The organism is Corynebacterium sp. sy039, assembly GCF_007904105.1.
Classification (GTDB): Bacteria; Actinomycetota; Actinomycetes; order Mycobacteriales; family Mycobacteriaceae; genus Corynebacterium.
Genome location: NZ_CP042325.1, coordinates 2,219,694 through 2,236,339, shown reverse-complemented (window position 1 = coordinate 2,236,339; position 16,646 = coordinate 2,219,694). Strand labels below are relative to the sequence as shown.

Sequence of the window (16,646 nt, the reverse complement as noted above, 5' to 3'; positions counted from 1 at the left end):
TGACCTGGAATTCCACAGAGTTTTCCACAGCTGTGGAAAACTCTACAGGATTACTTGTGGAAAAGTTATCCACAAGTAATTCACAAGCCTGTGGATAATGTTAAAAACTAAATTTAAGCCGTCTACCAGCAAAAACATTTAGTTTCCCACAAAGTCTCAACCTCACGTTGAGAGTTATCCACAGAAAAAGTTATTCACAAAAGAACTCCACACATTCTTACTTGAACACACCAGCGTTGTCTAAATGAGAATGAAAATAATTTTTTTCACAGCCTTATAGCAGCGTGATGTGTTACTTTTAGTTCAGATTTCATTAAGAAAACTACATATTGTTTCACGGTGAATAAAGTGCATGAGTAGTGCGATTTTCTACATTTTTATTGATGGCTGGAAAGGCTCAATACCCTACCAAGAGCAAAAATTACAAAAATGTTATTTCAGGGGTAAAATTGGGGTATTCGTATGTCGATTTGGTTAGGACAGCTTTTCTCGCGTACTCTTAAGGAAGTTTCGCATAGCGATGTGCTAGTTGTTACTGATTTCCAGTGATGGTTTGCCTCTCGCTTATGCATTATGAAAATCGCATTGATGTTTATCCAACAAATGAATATCTAGCGGTTGAGGTTTCCTGAGTTATTCAAGAGAAACCAGATATCATTTTTTGTTTGTGAAAAATGATCCAGCGCTTAATGCGCACGCATGACCTACCGTGTCATGCGCGTTCGATATGCGCTGATTATTTTTCTTTGTTATTGAGGAGTTTAATCGTGACTAAAGGAAAGCGGACATTCCAGCCGAATAACCGCCGTCGTGCACGTAAGCATGGTTTCCGTACCCGCATGGCTACTCGTGCTGGTCGTGCAATTGTAGCGGCTCGTCGTCGTAAGGGACGCGCACGCGTTACTGCCTAATGCAGTAGTGCTGCCTAAGTGTTTCGATAACGGTGTTTCCTTCACAGCATAAAATAACTGATTCTGCTACTTTCAGAAAAGTAATTCGGAATGGTAAACGTGCTGGTAGGAGCACCGTTGTTGTTCATTTATACCGAGAAAACTATGCCCATTCCACCACGTCTTCCAAAGACGCCACTGCATATCCCCACATCACAACAGGTGGACCTCGATGTGGTTTGATTGTTTCTAAAGCAGTAGGAAATGCGGTTAAGCGTCACCATCTTTCGCGTTGGTTGCGTGTGATAATAATGGATCAGATAAAACACAATTCCACACTGCGCGCAGATAGGGAGTTGTTGATCGTTGTACGGTTATTGGCACCGGCTAGCACTGCTAGTTTTAGCCAAATGCAACAGGATGTGAGTATGGCGTTGGAAAAAGCATATTCTCGGTTAACACCCCTGGTAAACACATAATCATGGCACAAAAACAACAAAGTTTTCTTACTCGTGGACTATTAAAAGCAGTTGAGTTTTACCAAAAGTATCTCTCTGCACTTAAAATGGGTTCTACGTGTCGTTTTGAGCCAGTATGTAGTGCCTATGCTTTCGACGCACTGACTAATCATGGTGCAGTCAAAGGTTGCATTCTCATTTGTGTTCGATTGGCAAAGTGTGGACCGTGGCATCCAGGCGGATTCGATCCAGTTCCGGTAAAGTCGCGGTGAGTGTGTCTAAAACGTCCAAGATCTTGCGTGTAGTGGAGGAGTTAAAGCTAAGGTGAGTATCATCACATGGCCTATGAATTTAATCTATTGGCCGATTTCTGCCATTTTATGGTTCTGGCATAAAGTCGTCAGTTTTGTACTTGATCCTGGATCCGGTATTTCCTGGTTACTAGCAATTGTGTTGCTTACATTCACAGTTCGTCTTTTGCTCTTAAAACCAACCATCAATCAAATGCGTTCTATGCGTCGTATGCAAGAATTCCAGCCTAGAATGCAGGAAATACGCAAAAAATACGCAAAAGACCAGCAAAAAATGATGGAGGAAACTCGTAAACTCCAAAAAGAAATGGGCATCAATCCATTAGCTGGTTGTTTACCTATGCTTATCCAGATCCCTGTATTTATCGGTTTGTTCCATGTGCTGCGTTCCTTTAACCGCACTGGTACCGGTATAGGTCAGATGGGCTTGAGCATTGAAGAAAATCGCCAAATGGCTAACTACATCTTCTCCCCACAAGATGTGCAATCCTTCCTGGATGCGCGTCTTTTTGGTGTTCCACTATCTGCCTACATCTCTATGCCGGAAAATATGTATGCAGCTTTCCAACCGGTTGATTTCACCCGTGTCAGTATCATGTTGGTTGCAGTACCACTGATTGTGCTTATCGTTGCTGCTACTCACATGAACGCTCGGTTGAGTGTGGCTCGTCAAAAAGAGCGCATTGCCTCCGGTAAACAAAAAGCTGCTACTTCTTCTCAAGCTCAAATGCAGGCAGATATCATGAACAAAATGATGCTCTGGTTCTTCCCTCTAACTATTTTGTTTACGGGTGTATTCTGGCACATTGGTTTGCTCATGTATATGGCATCCAATAACATCTGGACTTTCTTCCAGCAGCGTATGGTGTTTGCCAAAATGGATGCTGAAGAAGAGGCAGAAATTCAGGCAAAGAAAGAAGCAAAACGCGCTAGCGCACCAAAACCAGGACAGCGTCCTAATAATCCAAAACGCAAGAAGAAATAACACTCTCATGGTTATCACCAGCCCACCACGGCTGGTGATTTTTCTTCTACGACACCCTCTATGATGAACACTATGCACAATGTAGATGCCTACGGCAATGAGATAGTCACCTCGCCAGAAATACTCACCCTTGTGGAAGACATCTTTGGCACTCATGCGGAAAAAGCCATTGAATATCATCGTCTTCTCGCTACCGACGGTTCTATCCGTGGTTTTATGGGACCTAGGGAAATACCAAAACTATGGGATAGACACATTCTTAACTGTGCTGTCATTAGTGAACTTGTGCCTATAGCTGGACAACCAACAATCGTTGATATTGGGTCAGGCGCAGGATTACCAGGTGTCCCTCTTGCGTTAGCGCGACCAGACATTGACATTTTTCTCGTCGAGCCACTGCTTAAGCGTGCTACTTTTCTCCAAGAAGTAAGCGAAAAATTAACGCTAGAAAATGTGCAGGTGATTCGTGGTCGTGCCGAGGAAAAAACAGTGAAAAAGCAAATAGGTAGCGTTGACCTCGTGACCTCGAGAGCTGTAGCGCCGCTTGGAAAATTAGCTGGTTGGTCATTGCCACTCTGCAAAAAACACGGCGCTATGATCGCCATGAAAGGCACAACTGTCAGGGAAGAAATCGCCAGAGATGCTGCGCTAATTAAAAAAGCAGGCGGTGGTACAGCTGAGGTTTTGGTCGTCGGTAAGCAATTAACGCAGCCAACGACCGTGGTGAGAATCCCAAAACTAGATTCGATAAAGAAGTAGAGTAGGATAAATACACGACTAATACCAACGACGAAGAAAGGTCTGTATGGACGAGTTAAACTGGGATGATACGCCGATTGCCGCAGCAGCACGTCGGGCAGCCCAGGTATTGACCCCCAACAGCCTCAGCTTGCCTCGTCCAACCACACCACGACGACTTACCGTTGCCAATCAAAAAGGTGGGGTCGGGAAAACCACAAGCTCAGTAAATCTTGCTGCAGGACTGGCAATCAATGGGCTTAAAGTCCTCGTCATAGATCTTGACCCACAAGGCAATGCCTCTACTGCACTCGGTGTGGAACACCGCGCAGGAACCCCCTCAAGCTATGAGCTGATTATTGGGCAATGTACCGCCGAGCAAGCAATGGCACAATCGACAGCAAGCGAAAACCTTTATTGCATTCCCGCCACTATTGATCTTGCTGGTGCAGAAATTGAGTTAGTGTCTATGGTGCGTCGTGAGTATCGATTACGTGATGCTCTCGATTCACCATTTATCCAAGAGGCAGACTTCGATTATATTTTCATCGACTGTCCGCCTTCGCTGGGATTGCTCACAATTAACGCTATGACCGCAGTTAATGAGGTACTTATTCCTATTCAATGTGAGTATTATGCGCTAGAAGGTGTTGGGCAGTTGCTCAATAACATTGCAATGATTCGCCAACATCTCAACCCAGAACTGCATATCTCCACCATTTTGCTTACCATGTACGATGGACGCACCAAGCTAGCGGAACAAGTCACCCAAGAAGTGCGGGAGCATTTTGGTGATGTGGTATTGCGGACAAAAATTCCGCGTTCCATCAAAGTCTCAGAAGCACCTGGTTATGGGCAAACCGTGTTGGCCTATGATCCAGGTTCTCGTGGGGCAATGGCATATTTAGATGCAGCGCGTGAACTTGCTCGTCGTGGTGACTATGTACCAAACGAAGATTCAGGTGCTATTGGTGTGGCACCGCAGCCAGAGGCACAAGACTCAGCAGAAACTAAGGAGTAATTAGTGAATCAAGAAACTCGCAAAGGCGGTTTAGGTCGGGGTCTTGCCGCATTGATCACTTCGAGTCCACGCCCTGACACCCGCATTGGTAGCAGCGCTGCCGACGTTGTCTTTGGTCCACAATCCACGAACAAAGATCCTCAGGCCACAGAGACTGAACCCAAAGCGGAAAAAGCTACTAATGGCACCGGTAAATCAAAAAACAAAAAGGCTGCTAAAGCAAAGAAATCCGCTGATAAAAATCTAGCAGCAAAGAATATAAGCGACACTGGTCGTGTTAATCCCATTATCGCCCAGGCAATACAGGATAAGGCACAACAAGAGGCCAGTACCAAAGACCAAGTGGATCAATTTGGGGCTAGCTATCAAGAAATACCCATTGGCCTACTCATTCCTAATGACAAAAACCCACGTCAAGTATTCGATGAGGATGATCTTGGCGAGCTAGTGCACTCCATTAGCGAATTTGGACTATTACAACCAATCGTGGTGCGTTCTACTGGTGATGGGCGCTATGAAATCATCATGGGTGAGCGTCGTTGGCGAGCATCCTCTAAAGCAGGATTAAAAACGATACCTGCCATTGTGCGTCAAACAGACGATTCCGATATGCTGCGCGACGCTCTGCTGGAAAATATCCACCGAGTACAACTCAACCCACTAGAAGAAGCTGCTGCTTATCAACAACTTCTTGAAGAGTTTGGGGTAACAAAAAATGAATTGGCGGATAAATTAGGTCGTTCGCGTCCCATGATTTCTAACATGATTCGCCTATTAGGTTTGCCTGTATCTGTGCAACGCAAAGTTGCTGCAGGTGTGCTTTCCGCTGGACATGCCAGAGCAATCCTGGGTCTAAAGCAAGGCGAACAAGCACAAATTACGCTGGCAGAACGCGTTATCGCTGAGGGAATGTCTGTGCGCGCCACGGAAGAAGCGGTTACTTTGCTCAATCGTGGAGAAGAAAAAGCGCAGCCAGTCAAGCGGGCTAAAGCACCTACACCGCAGTATTTCTCTCAAGCGGCTCAGACTCTAGCAGATGATCTTGACACTAAAGTATCTGTCACTGTGGGTAAACGTAAAGGAAGAATTGTGGTGGAATTTGGTGGTCGTGATGATTTTGACCGCATCATGGAGATTCTTAAACATCAATAAGCCCCTCAATAAATAGAAAAATATAGCGCTGTGGGAAACACAGCGCTATATTTTTTCAGCTATCGCAAGGGAATCACAATCCTTCTTTGGCAAGTAACTCACTGAACTTATAAGTACCAGTAGGCTGATTATCATTATCAAGTAGATAAAGTCGCTTTACCGCAACAACGATAGCCTCTGCAATAGCATCACGTTGGGCAGGATCAGCCAAAATAGCAACATCACCAGGATTGGTGAGATAACCAGCCACAATTTCCACAGTAGGCATCTTGGTCATGCGTAGTAAATCCCAGGTGCGACCATGACTACCACAGTTGATAAGCGAGGTGCGGGCAACAATCTCACGCTGAATAACGCTAGAGAGTAGCTCGCCAATAACCGAGGAAGTTCCCTGCTGAGAACCAAAATAGAAGGTGGCTACACCATTGGCTTTTTCATTATGATAGTGATCGCATTGTAGGCAAATCATTAGGTCAGCGTCGAAAGCATTAGCTAGCTCAGCACGATCCTTATGCGACGGATTATCGTGGCGTGATCGGGAAACAATGGTTTCCATACCGGCAGCAATCATGCGCCCTTCGATGCGGCTCGCGAGATCCCAGATGATTTCCTCTTCAGTGATGTCACCAAAAGGTCCTTTGACAACAATGCCTTTATCATTTCCGCCTAGAGCTGGGTCAAGAACTACCCTTTTACCAGCTAATTGTGGTCCCGCAGCGCGGACTATTTCACGCTCGCGAAGCACTTGCGGAGAACCGCCAGTGATTCTTCTGCCCAAGCGCTTAAAAGCGCGGATAGTGTTAGGACCACAAATACCATCAATGTTGAGTCCATAATTCATTTGATAATTTACTAGGGCTTTGTGAGTATGCTCACCAAAATGCCCATCAACACGATCAGTATAGAAACCGAGTTCCTGGAGCTGGCTCTGCAATTGGGCGACATCATCGCCAACTAATTGATTACCAGGCTGGTAACTAAGAACACGCGCCCCCAGGGTATAGGAAGCCTCGCGCAACACTCGCAAAGTTGTTTCATCAATTTCTCCTGAAGCGATAATGCCACGAGATTGCTGAAAGCCCCTGAGAGCGTGCGCGAGATCCTCGTCGAAAAGTGTGTCTGCATCAGTGTATGTTTGCTTTTTAGCATCTTGGATGCTGATTGTCGCCGCACCTTCGGATTCATTAAGTGATCCCAGGCGCGCAAGCGATAACCTGACTTCGGCAACTCGTGGGCTACGATCACCGACTTTTAGCGTTTCAGACACGTTATAGGTTCCTCATATAGCTGACTAGAATGATACTGCTCTAGGATACCAGTTAGATATACTTTTTTAGTTCAGCAACAATCTCAGATTTAGAGCGAACTCCCACAAATTCTGAGACTTTCTCGCCACCTTGGAAAATAAGCACGCTAGGGATTGACATGATCTGGAACATGGCACCAAGGGTACGCTCTGCATCAACATCTACCTTTGCCACAACTACTTGATCACCTAGTTCAGCGGCAACTTCTTCAATAATTGGACCTAGTTTTTTGCATGGACCGCACCATTCAGCCCAAAAATCTACTAATACTGGTCGATCAGCCTCAATAACGGTAGATCGGAATGTATCTTGCGTAACATTAATAACATTTGTACTCATATGTGCTCCCAAAATTAGTTATATTCAGTCATATCAAGTTATACACTAGCCAAATAGTGTTCTACATCAATAGCGCCGCGTGCACCAGAACCAGCGGCAGTAATTGCTTGCTGGTAGTAGTCATCAACAAGGTCGCCGATGGCAAATACGCCAGGAACATTAGTGCGAGTTGAAGGCTGAGCAACGATGACATATCCATGCTCGTCGACGTCTACCTGTGGGCTAAACATCTCAGAACGTGGATCATGTCCGATGGCGACGAACATAGCAGTTACGTCGAGAGTGCTGGTTGCTTCCGTGACAGTATCACGTAATACAAGCCCACTAACAGAGTTCTCACCGGTGACTTCTACCACGGCTTTATTGGTTAAGAAGGTGATTTTCTCATTGTTTTTTGCTCGCTCTAACATAATTGCTGAGGCACGGAACTCGTCTCGGCGGTGAATGATAGTTACTGATTTAGCGAATTTGGTGAGGAAAATTGCTTCCTCCATAGCGGAATCACCACCACCAATAACAGCAATATCATGATCCTTGAAGAAGAAACCATCACAGGTAGCACAGGCAGATACTCCGCGTCCTAAAAGGGTTTGTTCACCAGGGACACCAAGATAACGAGGTGCAGAACCGGTGGCAAGAATAACAGCTTTTGCTTGGTAGAGCTCATCATCTACCCAAACTTTTTTCACATCGCCATCGAGATCAACACGGGTGACCAATTCCATTCTGAGATCAGCACCAAATCGTTGTGCCTGAGTGCGCATATTTTCCATAAGATCAGGTCCCATAATGCCGTCTGGGAAACCAGGGAAATTTTCTACCTCAGTAGTGGTCATGAGGGAACCACCATATTCGATACCCTCAAAAACAAGTGGCGCTAATTCTGCACGTGCTGCATAAAGAGCAGCAGTATAACCTGCAGGACCAGAACCGATAATGATGACATTGTGAATTGTATTGGTATCGTTCATTGCATGACCTTTCAATGCTTATGACTATTGCTGAGTATTAGTGCATACTGAGTGCAGTTAACTCAAGTGTAATCGTGACCGCCATGTTCTTCTAACGACGCTGCCATAGGCATTATTCCACTACATTCTGAACTAAACATCATGCATTGAGCGCTAAATGTGTCTTGAGGTTTTCTCGTGCGCGCGAACGACGAGACTTAATAGTGCCAGGACGTACCCCTAATTCTTGGGCAGCGTGAGTAGTGTCAAAACCTAAAAGATCAACAAGTGTCACTGCATTTCTTTGCTCCATTGGTAAAAGAAACAGGGCTGAGTTAATCATGATGCCGGTCGTAAAGCTCTCTGTAGGATCTGCACTCGTTGCTTTGGTAATTTTTTGCTGAGATAGTACATCGTCAATGGTGATGTGATTATCATGATTTTTCCGTTTCGCGTAGAGATCATGCGCATTATTTTGGATAAGTCTATGCAGCCACGTCGAAAAGCTTGATTTGCCACTATAAAGATGTATTTTGTAAAAGGCTTTGAGCAGTCCATCTTGCAGGACGTCGGTGGCATCTTCAATAGTGTTGGTATAGCGCTTGGCGATGGCCCACACTCGTCGAAAATGTTTGGCCACGAGGTCATTGTATGAGGCATAATTGCCACCCAAAAAATCATCAATGAGCAAATCATCCTCGGTAGTGATGACGATATCGCCAAGGGCTGCGAGATATTCAGCAGGTTTGAGCATGAAACATGGTGTGATACCTGTCGTAGCTGGTATAGGCACTATGGGCATATTTCCCCCACTCACGTATGAAGAATGTCGATTGAATTACTAAACAATGAGAAATTATTGATTAGTATTGGAAAACAAAATTTTACCGCTATGGTTATTATCGTCATATGCACACCGCAGTGAACAGAAAACCATACTGTGCCCACACTGCGCTTGTGCAGCGTTTATGCACAGGAAATATCAGTGATAAAAGCACACTATCCCCTAAAGGGTTACACACCTTTAAGGGATAGCTACAGGAATCCGCCCAAGAACTTACTAATTGCCAATCACTGCCAACTCCACAATTGCATTCTGATTATCCTCAGGAGCACTGGTGATATAAAGCAGCACACCAGCCAATTGCTGCTTAGATGAAAACGTAATCGAGTTTTCTGTGGTGGTAAGCGTCTTTTCTGCCAATAGTGGCAAGTTATTCACAGAATCTACCTGCTCCTCATCAACAATGCCATATACCTTGACATCCATTGGCTGATCATTGACCGTAGTAACTTCTAATTCGCTAATAATGCCTGGCACAACAGTGCGTACCTCAAGTCCTTGTTGGCTATGAACAAGCCAAGAAGTCTGAGGATCACCGTCGATAGTAAAAGCACTGCTATTGACACTATCTTGGCTGAGCATAGTCGGATCTTGTGCCCATGCTTGGACAGAACTAATAGGACGAATGAGCTCTGGCGACGGCACAGCTTGGGTTTTAGAACCAACAATGTTATCAGCAGAAATAGGGGCATCATTGGAGTCATGCGACAAAAGGGTAGTCAAATAAGCAGTAAGCAATGCACAAATCAGCACCAACACCACGGCAACTATAGTCAAAATCCCGATACCCTTATTGCTATAGCCTGCTCGACCAAAACCAGGAACATTTGCCGGTCGTGGTGCCTTATCCTCAGTCACAGCAAGAGCAGTGGGCTGTTTCTCATCCACATCAGCATGAGGTAACTCAAGGCCAGCCAATTTTTCGGGCAATTGCTCTGGTGGTGTGTGCATAAGAGCAGCAATATCAGCAGGTGCAGTTTCCGGATCAATCAATTGACCCAAACCAGCACGAATACCACGCAAATCATTCTCCGCATGAGTACCAGGAAGAACCGCAGGGAAAGCCAACACCGCATGACCCTCAGTAGAAATACGAATACGTGCTCGGTTATCCAACCCCAGCGGAGTGTCTATCTCATGTGCTTTCGTCACTGCTTGGGCAAGCGGCTCGAAAGCATAAGCAGCAGCATAAGGATTCGGGTTAGTTTGTGCGATAGAACTCAACGAACGCCCAGGAACCCAATCAGCAATAATCAGCACCCCATCTCCATAAGGCTCAATTGCGATACCACTAGCAATAGCAGGATGATTAAGAGCAGCCAATACTCGCGTGCGACGAGTAACCTGCGCATTGAGTTGCGCAATTTTGATCCGCAATCCAGTAGGAGTGATATTGCGCGGACTATCTTGTGCTGCCAATTTGCTGAGATCAACGAATACAAGAGCCACTTCCCTACCCGTGGCGCTTTCTTTAGCCTGCCAGAAACGAGCGCCAGTAACACCACCGTGAGCTGCTAAGAGTCGGAATCTACCCGCTGACACCTCTGCGCCAGCGATAAGCCGTGGACCATGCACAATACCAGCAGACATAGGAGGTGGAACAGGTGTGGAATTAAAGGAATCGTCGAAAGCAAGGGCTTCTGCACTAACAAAGGATTGCGCATTTAATTGAGGAGTTTCCTGCTCACCAACAGGCGAAACACGAATAATTTTATTAAGCCCCGGTATGCGAGTTAGTGAGCGGGCAATGCTATTTACTTCCTCTAGCTTAGAGCGGCTTAATACGATACCAGTCACAAGAAGAAATACCGTGCCGTCGAAAAGCAAAAAGATAATGTGATGCGCACTGCCTAGAGAACTCACCACGGGCAGCACAGTGCCCAGGGCATTAAGCGCCCAAGAACAACCAAGAGCAGCAATAACACCGATACCAGATGCTCCCAGAGCCCAGAATACACTGCGCATAACCGTTGCACTGCCTAAAGAACCTAATTTGCGCCTGAGCAAAAAACCACCAATAACCGCACCACTGATAAAACCAAAACCATTTGCGGCAGCCAGCAAAATCACCACATTTTCTGGTCGGTTAGCAAGCAACGGAGCCAAGCACGATAACAAAACCTTGGTGACCGTAATACCAGCGATAATAAAGGTCGGCGTCCAGGCTTCTTCGCGCGCATAAAACACACGTAAATGCAATAGCACTGTGGCATAAGGCAAAAGCGTAAACGCTGAAAAGCTCAAGGTCATACCCAAAATAGTGGCATCGTGATGATCAAATTCACCATAGGCAAACAACCCGGTAGCAATAGGAGTACCAAAGGCAGTAAAAAACACCACGATAGGGATAAGCGCCAGATAAGTCAGCTTAGAGCCAAGCACCAAATCCTTGACCACTGCATTATTATCACCGTCGGCAGCATTACGCGATAACCGAGGCATAATTGCTGTCAAAAGCGTTACCCCGATAATGCCATAAGGCATCTGCAATAATAACCACGCTTGCTGATAGATATTTGGTGCCCCACCATCTGCACTGGAGGCAATGCGAGTGGTAATGCTATAACCAAATTGCGAGATAGCAACATAAACGACGATAGCCAAAGCCATCCCAGCAAATTCTTTCAAGCGAGCGTCAATTCCCCACAAAGGCTTAAGCGAAATACCTGAACGACGAATTGCCGGTAACAAAATGAGCATCTGCACTACCACACCCAAGGTGGTTCCTAAGCCCAACAACAAAATATGCGGATCACTCAGCGACGCTGGCTCCGAAGGAGATAACTGCCCAGGCAAGAAGCGATAAGCAAGCATGACTGCCAACCCGATAACATTATTAGCTACCGGAGCCCACGCCCCTGGCTTAAACACCCCTTTGGTGTTCAGCACTGCCATAAGCAGCGCAAAAAGCCCATAGAAAATAATTTGCGGCAAGAGTAAATAAGCAAAGTTCGTCGCCTGAATAACATTTACTTTGCCATCACTTTTTAGCATGAGCCTCGTAAGAAAAGGCGCAGCCAGCACAGAAATAATAGTGATAGAACCTAAAAGCGCTGTGGCAAGAGTAAATAACTGACGCACAAAACGTTCACCACGGTCAGGATCTTCCTTCTCAGCACGCACCAAAACTGGGATAACCAACGAGGTCAGCACCGCGCCGAGCACAATCTCAGTAATGAGATTAGGCAAGGTATTTGCGGTATTAAACGCAGAGGAAATCGCTGAACCCAAGGTCGTAACAATAACGACATTGCGCAAAAAACCAGTGATACGCGAAAAAAGCGTCGCAATGGCCATCGAACCAGTAGAGCGCACCACAGTCGAGTAATTCTCAGCTGCTTTTTCTTCCTCGGTGCTTTGCGTGCCTTCGACCTGCTGAGCCTTGGTATCATCCTTAGGCTGAGCAGCACTCAACGCACTTTGATCAGAATGTGCCTTCTGCATTGGCTTTTCTTGGAGCAAAGAACGATCGTGTTTTTGCGCCACCAAACACTTGTCATCTCCCTTAGGTGTTTGTTCAGGAACTGGCGCCGGTGCTGCTGCTTGCACAAAACGACGACGAACACCAGAAGATTCCCTGTGTGCATCCACAATGAGTCTCGCAATCTATTATCTATACATTATCCAGTGCCAAATATGAAGAATATAGAAGAATATATAAGGACATATCAGGCTGAACTACTTAACTACCACCATCAGTGTTACGAGTGGTGTCGTTGGCATTATGCTCGCCATTATGCTCAGATTTGTCGGAATGCCTGCTACGACGAGTTCTAACACTATAACTGTCTTGAGCCCGGTTATGAATCCTCGACTTCATACGATTACGTATCTGCGTACTTTTCTTCCGAACTCGCATGGTCTTTATCTCTTGGAGATTCCACGCAACTCGACCAGATTGTTGCCGCGATTGCGAACGTGAACCATCAGTGTGGTGCACTTTTCTACGGCGCAACACTACCCTACCCAGCAATAATGCGGTCAGACCAAAAACCATAATGATCGTGAGCATGGAAGAACCAAAAATTCCAGAACGCGTTTGCACCCCAATAGTAACTGGTGGACTAATGGCAGCATTCTGCGGTGTCGCCAACCATAAGGACAAATCAGTGCGCTTATTGTCAGTGGCCAATTCAGCAGTCATCGACACTGTAATAGACCCTTTTGCTGGAATAATCAAAGAATCTGGCACATCAACGCTAGTTCCAGCAGGACCGTTATATTGGATATTTGCATTTACCGGCAATGGCAAGCCATTTTGAGCCACGATCAAAATAGGAGAAGAATCACTGATCCGAGTATATACATTGCCCGGTGGCAATAACCCAACCGAATTACGTAATTGAGTTAAGGTATCTCGATTCGCGTCAAGAATGGCATATGCCCTGTTCACGCTCTCATCAAAGCTGCGGATAGTATCGCGCCCAGAATGAGTGAGTGCGCGTAAAATATCTCGGCGTAGGGGTGCGGTGAAATTATAGGGAGACAGGGCTAATTTTTTATCGTTGATCATCAATGAAGTGAGGTCATCGATATAATCTGCCTGCTGCTTGGCGCGCATAATTTCGGTTTCGGATAGCACAGTCGGGTCGTCGAAAGGCGAGCCATAATGCTCACTGTCATTTTGGCTATCCTGTTGTTCTTTGAGTTGTTCTAATTGTTCTCGTTTGGCGTCGTCGAGCTGCATATAGCTTTCCACCGCTAGTGCTTGTGCCTCATTTTCTGCTAAGAGCTGTGCTGCGGTATCGAGCAACTGACTAGGATCGCTTATCGACGTCGGCAGCATGGCAAGCACTGGCTTGGTGGCAGTTGCAATGCTTTGTCGTAGTGCTGCATCTGCTGTGGCATTGCGTGCTGCTAGGGAGTCACGGTAAGGATCAATGCGTGTAGCAGTGTTGCCATAGCCGATCATCTGTGGATTATCGCCCATTGTTGCCAGTGATGCTGCTAGGGAACTATCAAAGCTAATGGCATATATTTGTGGCGCTAAGTAGCTGAACTGATCTACTTGTGGGACTTGCCACAAGGAGTTATCTGCCACTACTACCCGCACTGGTTGTGCCGGTGTGGGGTGAGTAGCACTGTCGACGCTGCTGCGTCTAGTTTCTTCGAGAGAACTGGAGCTAGAGTTATTGCGATCCGGATTTTGTGGTGCAGTATTTTTTTGTTGAGTATCCCATTCTTCAGCAAGGTCAGCACTGTGTTCGAGTTCATTATTGAGCGCACTGCTATCTGCAAAGCCGAGGTTATGCGCTGTTTTTTCTTCGATGTAGCCGCTAGGCGCGATAAGGACGTCGAGAGGATGTGCGTCAAGTACCTTTTCTAAGGTGCGTTTTCCTTGTAGAGTTGCTTCACGCATAAGCCAAGAATTATTCGTTGCAGCAACAGCATTGAGATCGGTATTTGCCCAGGGCAATGCGATGGTGCATGAGTTTTTCGCTAGTTCTTTTAGGCGTGCTACAGTTTTTTTTGCTTCTGCTGCGCCTTTGCCTTCGGCAAGGGTGAGTTCTTGGGTATCGAGTCCCCAGGAGTCGCGTAAGCGTTGCTTCTTCGATACGACACTTGGACGTGTATCAGCTACCTGGTATCCCTCTTGCATTCTGCTGAGTGTATCCACTAGCTGTGGGTCGAGTGCCACACAACTGGCATGAGCTAATTGCGGATGTGCTGCTATTGCTTGTTCATAGACATCAAGCAGCTTATCGACGCGACCCTGTTCTTTGAGCTGTTCAATTAAGTTTTCATTGCGCAAAATAAGGGGAGCTTTTTTGGGCGCATCCCCAGTTTCACCAGGAAGAATATCGATGTTGGTGGTGATGGGATAAATAATACTGAGCTGTGCAGGGGTGTGTTCTGGCTGTGTGGCTGTCTGTTTTGTTTCCGGTTCTTTATTTTCTGCTGGCGGTGTGGGTGCTTGCGGTGGTTCAGAAACGGAAAGGGTGAATCTGCTTGTGGTGTATTTTCCTTCTTCATCACTGAGTTTGATGAGGATAGGATAGAAACCTGCGGTGAGTAGGTTGAGGCTTTCTGCGTCGCCAGTTGTGGTAATCGGAAGCGAGATTTCTATTGATTTCCCTGGTTGAATCACTGTATTTGCTAGGGAATCAACTGTTTTTTCTTGTGCTTGATAAGGGAAAAAACTAGGGTCACCTACGAGCACTTTGCGTGTGCCAGCTAATGTTTGTTCTGCGTCGGCATGGGAGACGCTTAATACCAAGTCAGATGTATTGATGGCATGATCGCTATGGTTAGTGATCGTGACGCCTATTTTTATGGAATCACCGAGCATTGTCTTTGAGGGGACGTCGTGAAGCTCTAGACTCATTGAGGTATCTTCGACTCGTAGTTCTGGGTTAACCCACAGGTTTGCTACGTCTGGGTTAGTCGGTGATAGTGGAAAAACCTCTGCCTGTGCCCTGGGTATAGGAGTTAGTCCTATGGCTGTGCTAGAACCAAGTGCACATATGAGCATGGTTGCAGATATGTGTCGGGCAAGGCGATGAGCGGTGTGGTTTTTTCTCATCGTGGTGTGCTCCTCCCCTCGCTTGCCTCCTGCCTTGCGTATTGAGGTAAAAGTTCGTAGGCGATACGAGCTAGTTTGCGTTCATCTGCATAGGCAAAATGCTCAATGAGCTGTGAGGCAGGTATCCATGCCACTTCGGTAACTTCAGGGTCTTCGTCATTGAGGTCACCATCAACATAGCGTAATAAATGGTGGTGAACTGTTTTGTGGATCCGAACTCCTTCGGAGACAAACCAATAATCAATGGTGCCTAGGTCGGCAAATACTTCGCCATGAATACCAGTTTCTTCCCAGACCTCGCGTTCGGCAGTAGCGGCAATATCTTCCCCATCTTCTACGTGACCTTTAGGCATGGACCATAGAATTCGTCCGCGGCGGTCGAGTCGACCGATGAGTGCAACATATACCCTATCGAGTGCGATACTTCCGTCTTCGCGTATTGCTTCTGCCAGCCCTGACATGACCAAGCCGCCGGCTGAGGTTTCATTACGCACCACCATTGTGCTGTTGTGGCTACTACGCTTTGGCGATTGGCGGAAATTCTTTCCACTCGTTCCATTCTTGTGATTCCGCCTACGACCACGTGAATTACGTGTAGCACGTGAATGTGGTGCACCAGCATTATTTTTTCTATTGCGAGCGGTACGACGACGTTTTGCGCCTTTATTATTCTCAGTTCCACTGTCCGTTTGCCGTGGTTTTTGCCCAGCACGCGTATTTTTCTTTGTTTCTGAGGAATGAGTTTGTGCGCTTTCTGCATGAGAGTTGCCCCGTCGGCGCGCACCTTGATTGTTTTTATTTTGTTTTTTCTTCTCTTTTGTCTGAGAAACTTGCTGCTGTGATTGTTGCCCTGATTGCTTCGAGGAATGTTGCGAGGAATGCTTCGAGGTGCGTTTATCCTGATCCTCGCGAGCATGGGCAGCATTATTATTGTGATTATTATTGTGAGCACGTGTGTGTGCTTGGGAATGTGAACGCCTACGGCGACGCCTGCGCTGTGCTGCAGGTGTTCGACCTGTCTGCGCTGGTTGTGCCTGGGAATTATCGTTCATTACTGTCATGCTAACTGCTAGGAGGGGGTAGCGGTGCTACGAACCGCTTTTAACTAGAATTATTTAAGCATACCGA

General features: G+C 46.4%; 14 protein-coding genes. 7 read left to right on the top strand and 7 right to left on the bottom strand.

From position 1 onward, the window contains the following. Positions 1–767: 767 nt before the first annotated feature. The 7 genes from rpmH (at position 768) to FQV43_RS10040 (ending at position 5,555) form a co-directional block, all read left to right on the top strand. Positions 768–911, top strand: a complete 144-nt coding sequence (gene rpmH, locus FQV43_RS10070) for a 50S ribosomal protein L34 (protein WP_144273544.1) — start codon at positions 768–770, stop codon at positions 909–911. 32 nt (positions 912–943) lie between these two features. After that, the gene (gene rnpA / locus FQV43_RS10065; protein ID WP_144273543.1) at positions 944–1,369 is read left to right on the top strand and encodes a ribonuclease P protein component; all 426 of its coding nucleotides are present in this window, start codon (positions 944–946) and stop codon (positions 1,367–1,369) included. Positions 1,370–1,371: 2 nt separating this feature from the next. Continuing rightward, positions 1,372–1,620 carry a membrane protein insertion efficiency factor YidD gene (yidD, locus tag FQV43_RS10060; protein ID WP_144273542.1) on the top strand — a complete coding sequence of 83 codons (249 nt, stop codon included), beginning with the start codon at positions 1,372–1,374 and terminating at the stop codon, positions 1,618–1,620. Between the two features lie 73 nt (positions 1,621–1,693). Then, positions 1,694–2,644 (top strand): membrane protein insertase YidC, encoded by a 951-nt coding sequence (yidC, locus tag FQV43_RS10055; protein ID WP_146340558.1) that lies wholly within the window; start codon positions 1,694–1,696, stop codon positions 2,642–2,644. A gap of 60 nt (positions 2,645–2,704) precedes the next feature. Further along, positions 2,705–3,403 carry a 16S rRNA (guanine(527)-N(7))-methyltransferase RsmG gene (rsmG, locus tag FQV43_RS10050; protein ID WP_371710898.1) on the top strand — a complete coding sequence of 233 codons (699 nt, stop codon included), beginning with the start codon at positions 2,705–2,707 and terminating at the stop codon, positions 3,401–3,403. 46 nt (positions 3,404–3,449) lie between these two features. Beyond that, positions 3,450–4,403 (top strand): ParA family protein, encoded by a 954-nt coding sequence (locus FQV43_RS10045; protein ID WP_146340304.1) that lies wholly within the window; start codon positions 3,450–3,452, stop codon positions 4,401–4,403. Positions 4,404–4,406: 3 nt separating this feature from the next. Next, positions 4,407–5,555, top strand: a complete 1,149-nt coding sequence (locus FQV43_RS10040; RefSeq protein ID WP_144273539.1) for a ParB/RepB/Spo0J family partition protein — start codon at positions 4,407–4,409, stop codon at positions 5,553–5,555. A 73-nt stretch (positions 5,556–5,628) separates the two neighbouring features. On the opposite strand, the gene FQV43_RS10035 is transcribed toward FQV43_RS10040, so the two are convergent. The 7 genes from FQV43_RS10035 to FQV43_RS10005 form a co-directional block, all read right to left on the bottom strand. Next, positions 5,629–6,822 (bottom strand): N-acetylmuramoyl-L-alanine amidase, encoded by a 1,194-nt coding sequence (locus FQV43_RS10035; RefSeq protein WP_144273538.1) that lies wholly within the window; start codon positions 6,820–6,822, stop codon positions 5,629–5,631. 52 nt (positions 6,823–6,874) lie between these two features. Next, on the bottom strand, positions 6,875–7,201 hold the full coding sequence (gene trxA / locus FQV43_RS10030) for a thioredoxin (RefSeq protein WP_144273537.1): 327 nt from the start codon (positions 7,199–7,201) through the stop codon (positions 6,875–6,877). Positions 7,202–7,239: 38 nt separating this feature from the next. Next, on the bottom strand, positions 7,240–8,172 hold the full coding sequence (trxB, locus tag FQV43_RS10025; RefSeq protein ID WP_146340302.1) for a thioredoxin-disulfide reductase: 933 nt from the start codon (positions 8,170–8,172) through the stop codon (positions 7,240–7,242). Between the two features lie 139 nt (positions 8,173–8,311). Beyond that, on the bottom strand, positions 8,312–8,944 hold the full coding sequence (locus tag FQV43_RS10020) for a sigma-70 family RNA polymerase sigma factor (RefSeq protein ID WP_168195094.1): 633 nt from the start codon (positions 8,942–8,944) through the stop codon (positions 8,312–8,314). A 267-nt stretch (positions 8,945–9,211) separates the two neighbouring features. Continuing rightward, entirely contained in the window at positions 9,212–12,586 is a 3,375-nt protein-coding gene (gene murJ / locus FQV43_RS10015; RefSeq protein ID WP_371710897.1) for a murein biosynthesis integral membrane protein MurJ, read from the bottom strand. Positions 12,587–12,677: 91 nt separating this feature from the next. Further along, positions 12,678–15,518 (bottom strand): hypothetical protein, encoded by a 2,841-nt coding sequence (locus FQV43_RS10010; RefSeq protein ID WP_146340298.1) that lies wholly within the window; start codon positions 15,516–15,518, stop codon positions 12,678–12,680. Then, on the bottom strand, positions 15,515–16,579 hold the full coding sequence (locus tag FQV43_RS10005; protein ID WP_371710896.1) for an NUDIX domain-containing protein: 1,065 nt from the start codon (positions 16,577–16,579) through the stop codon (positions 15,515–15,517). Before FQV43_RS10005 ends, FQV43_RS10010 begins: the two co-directional genes overlap by 4 nt. Positions 16,580–16,646 lie beyond the last annotated feature (67 nt).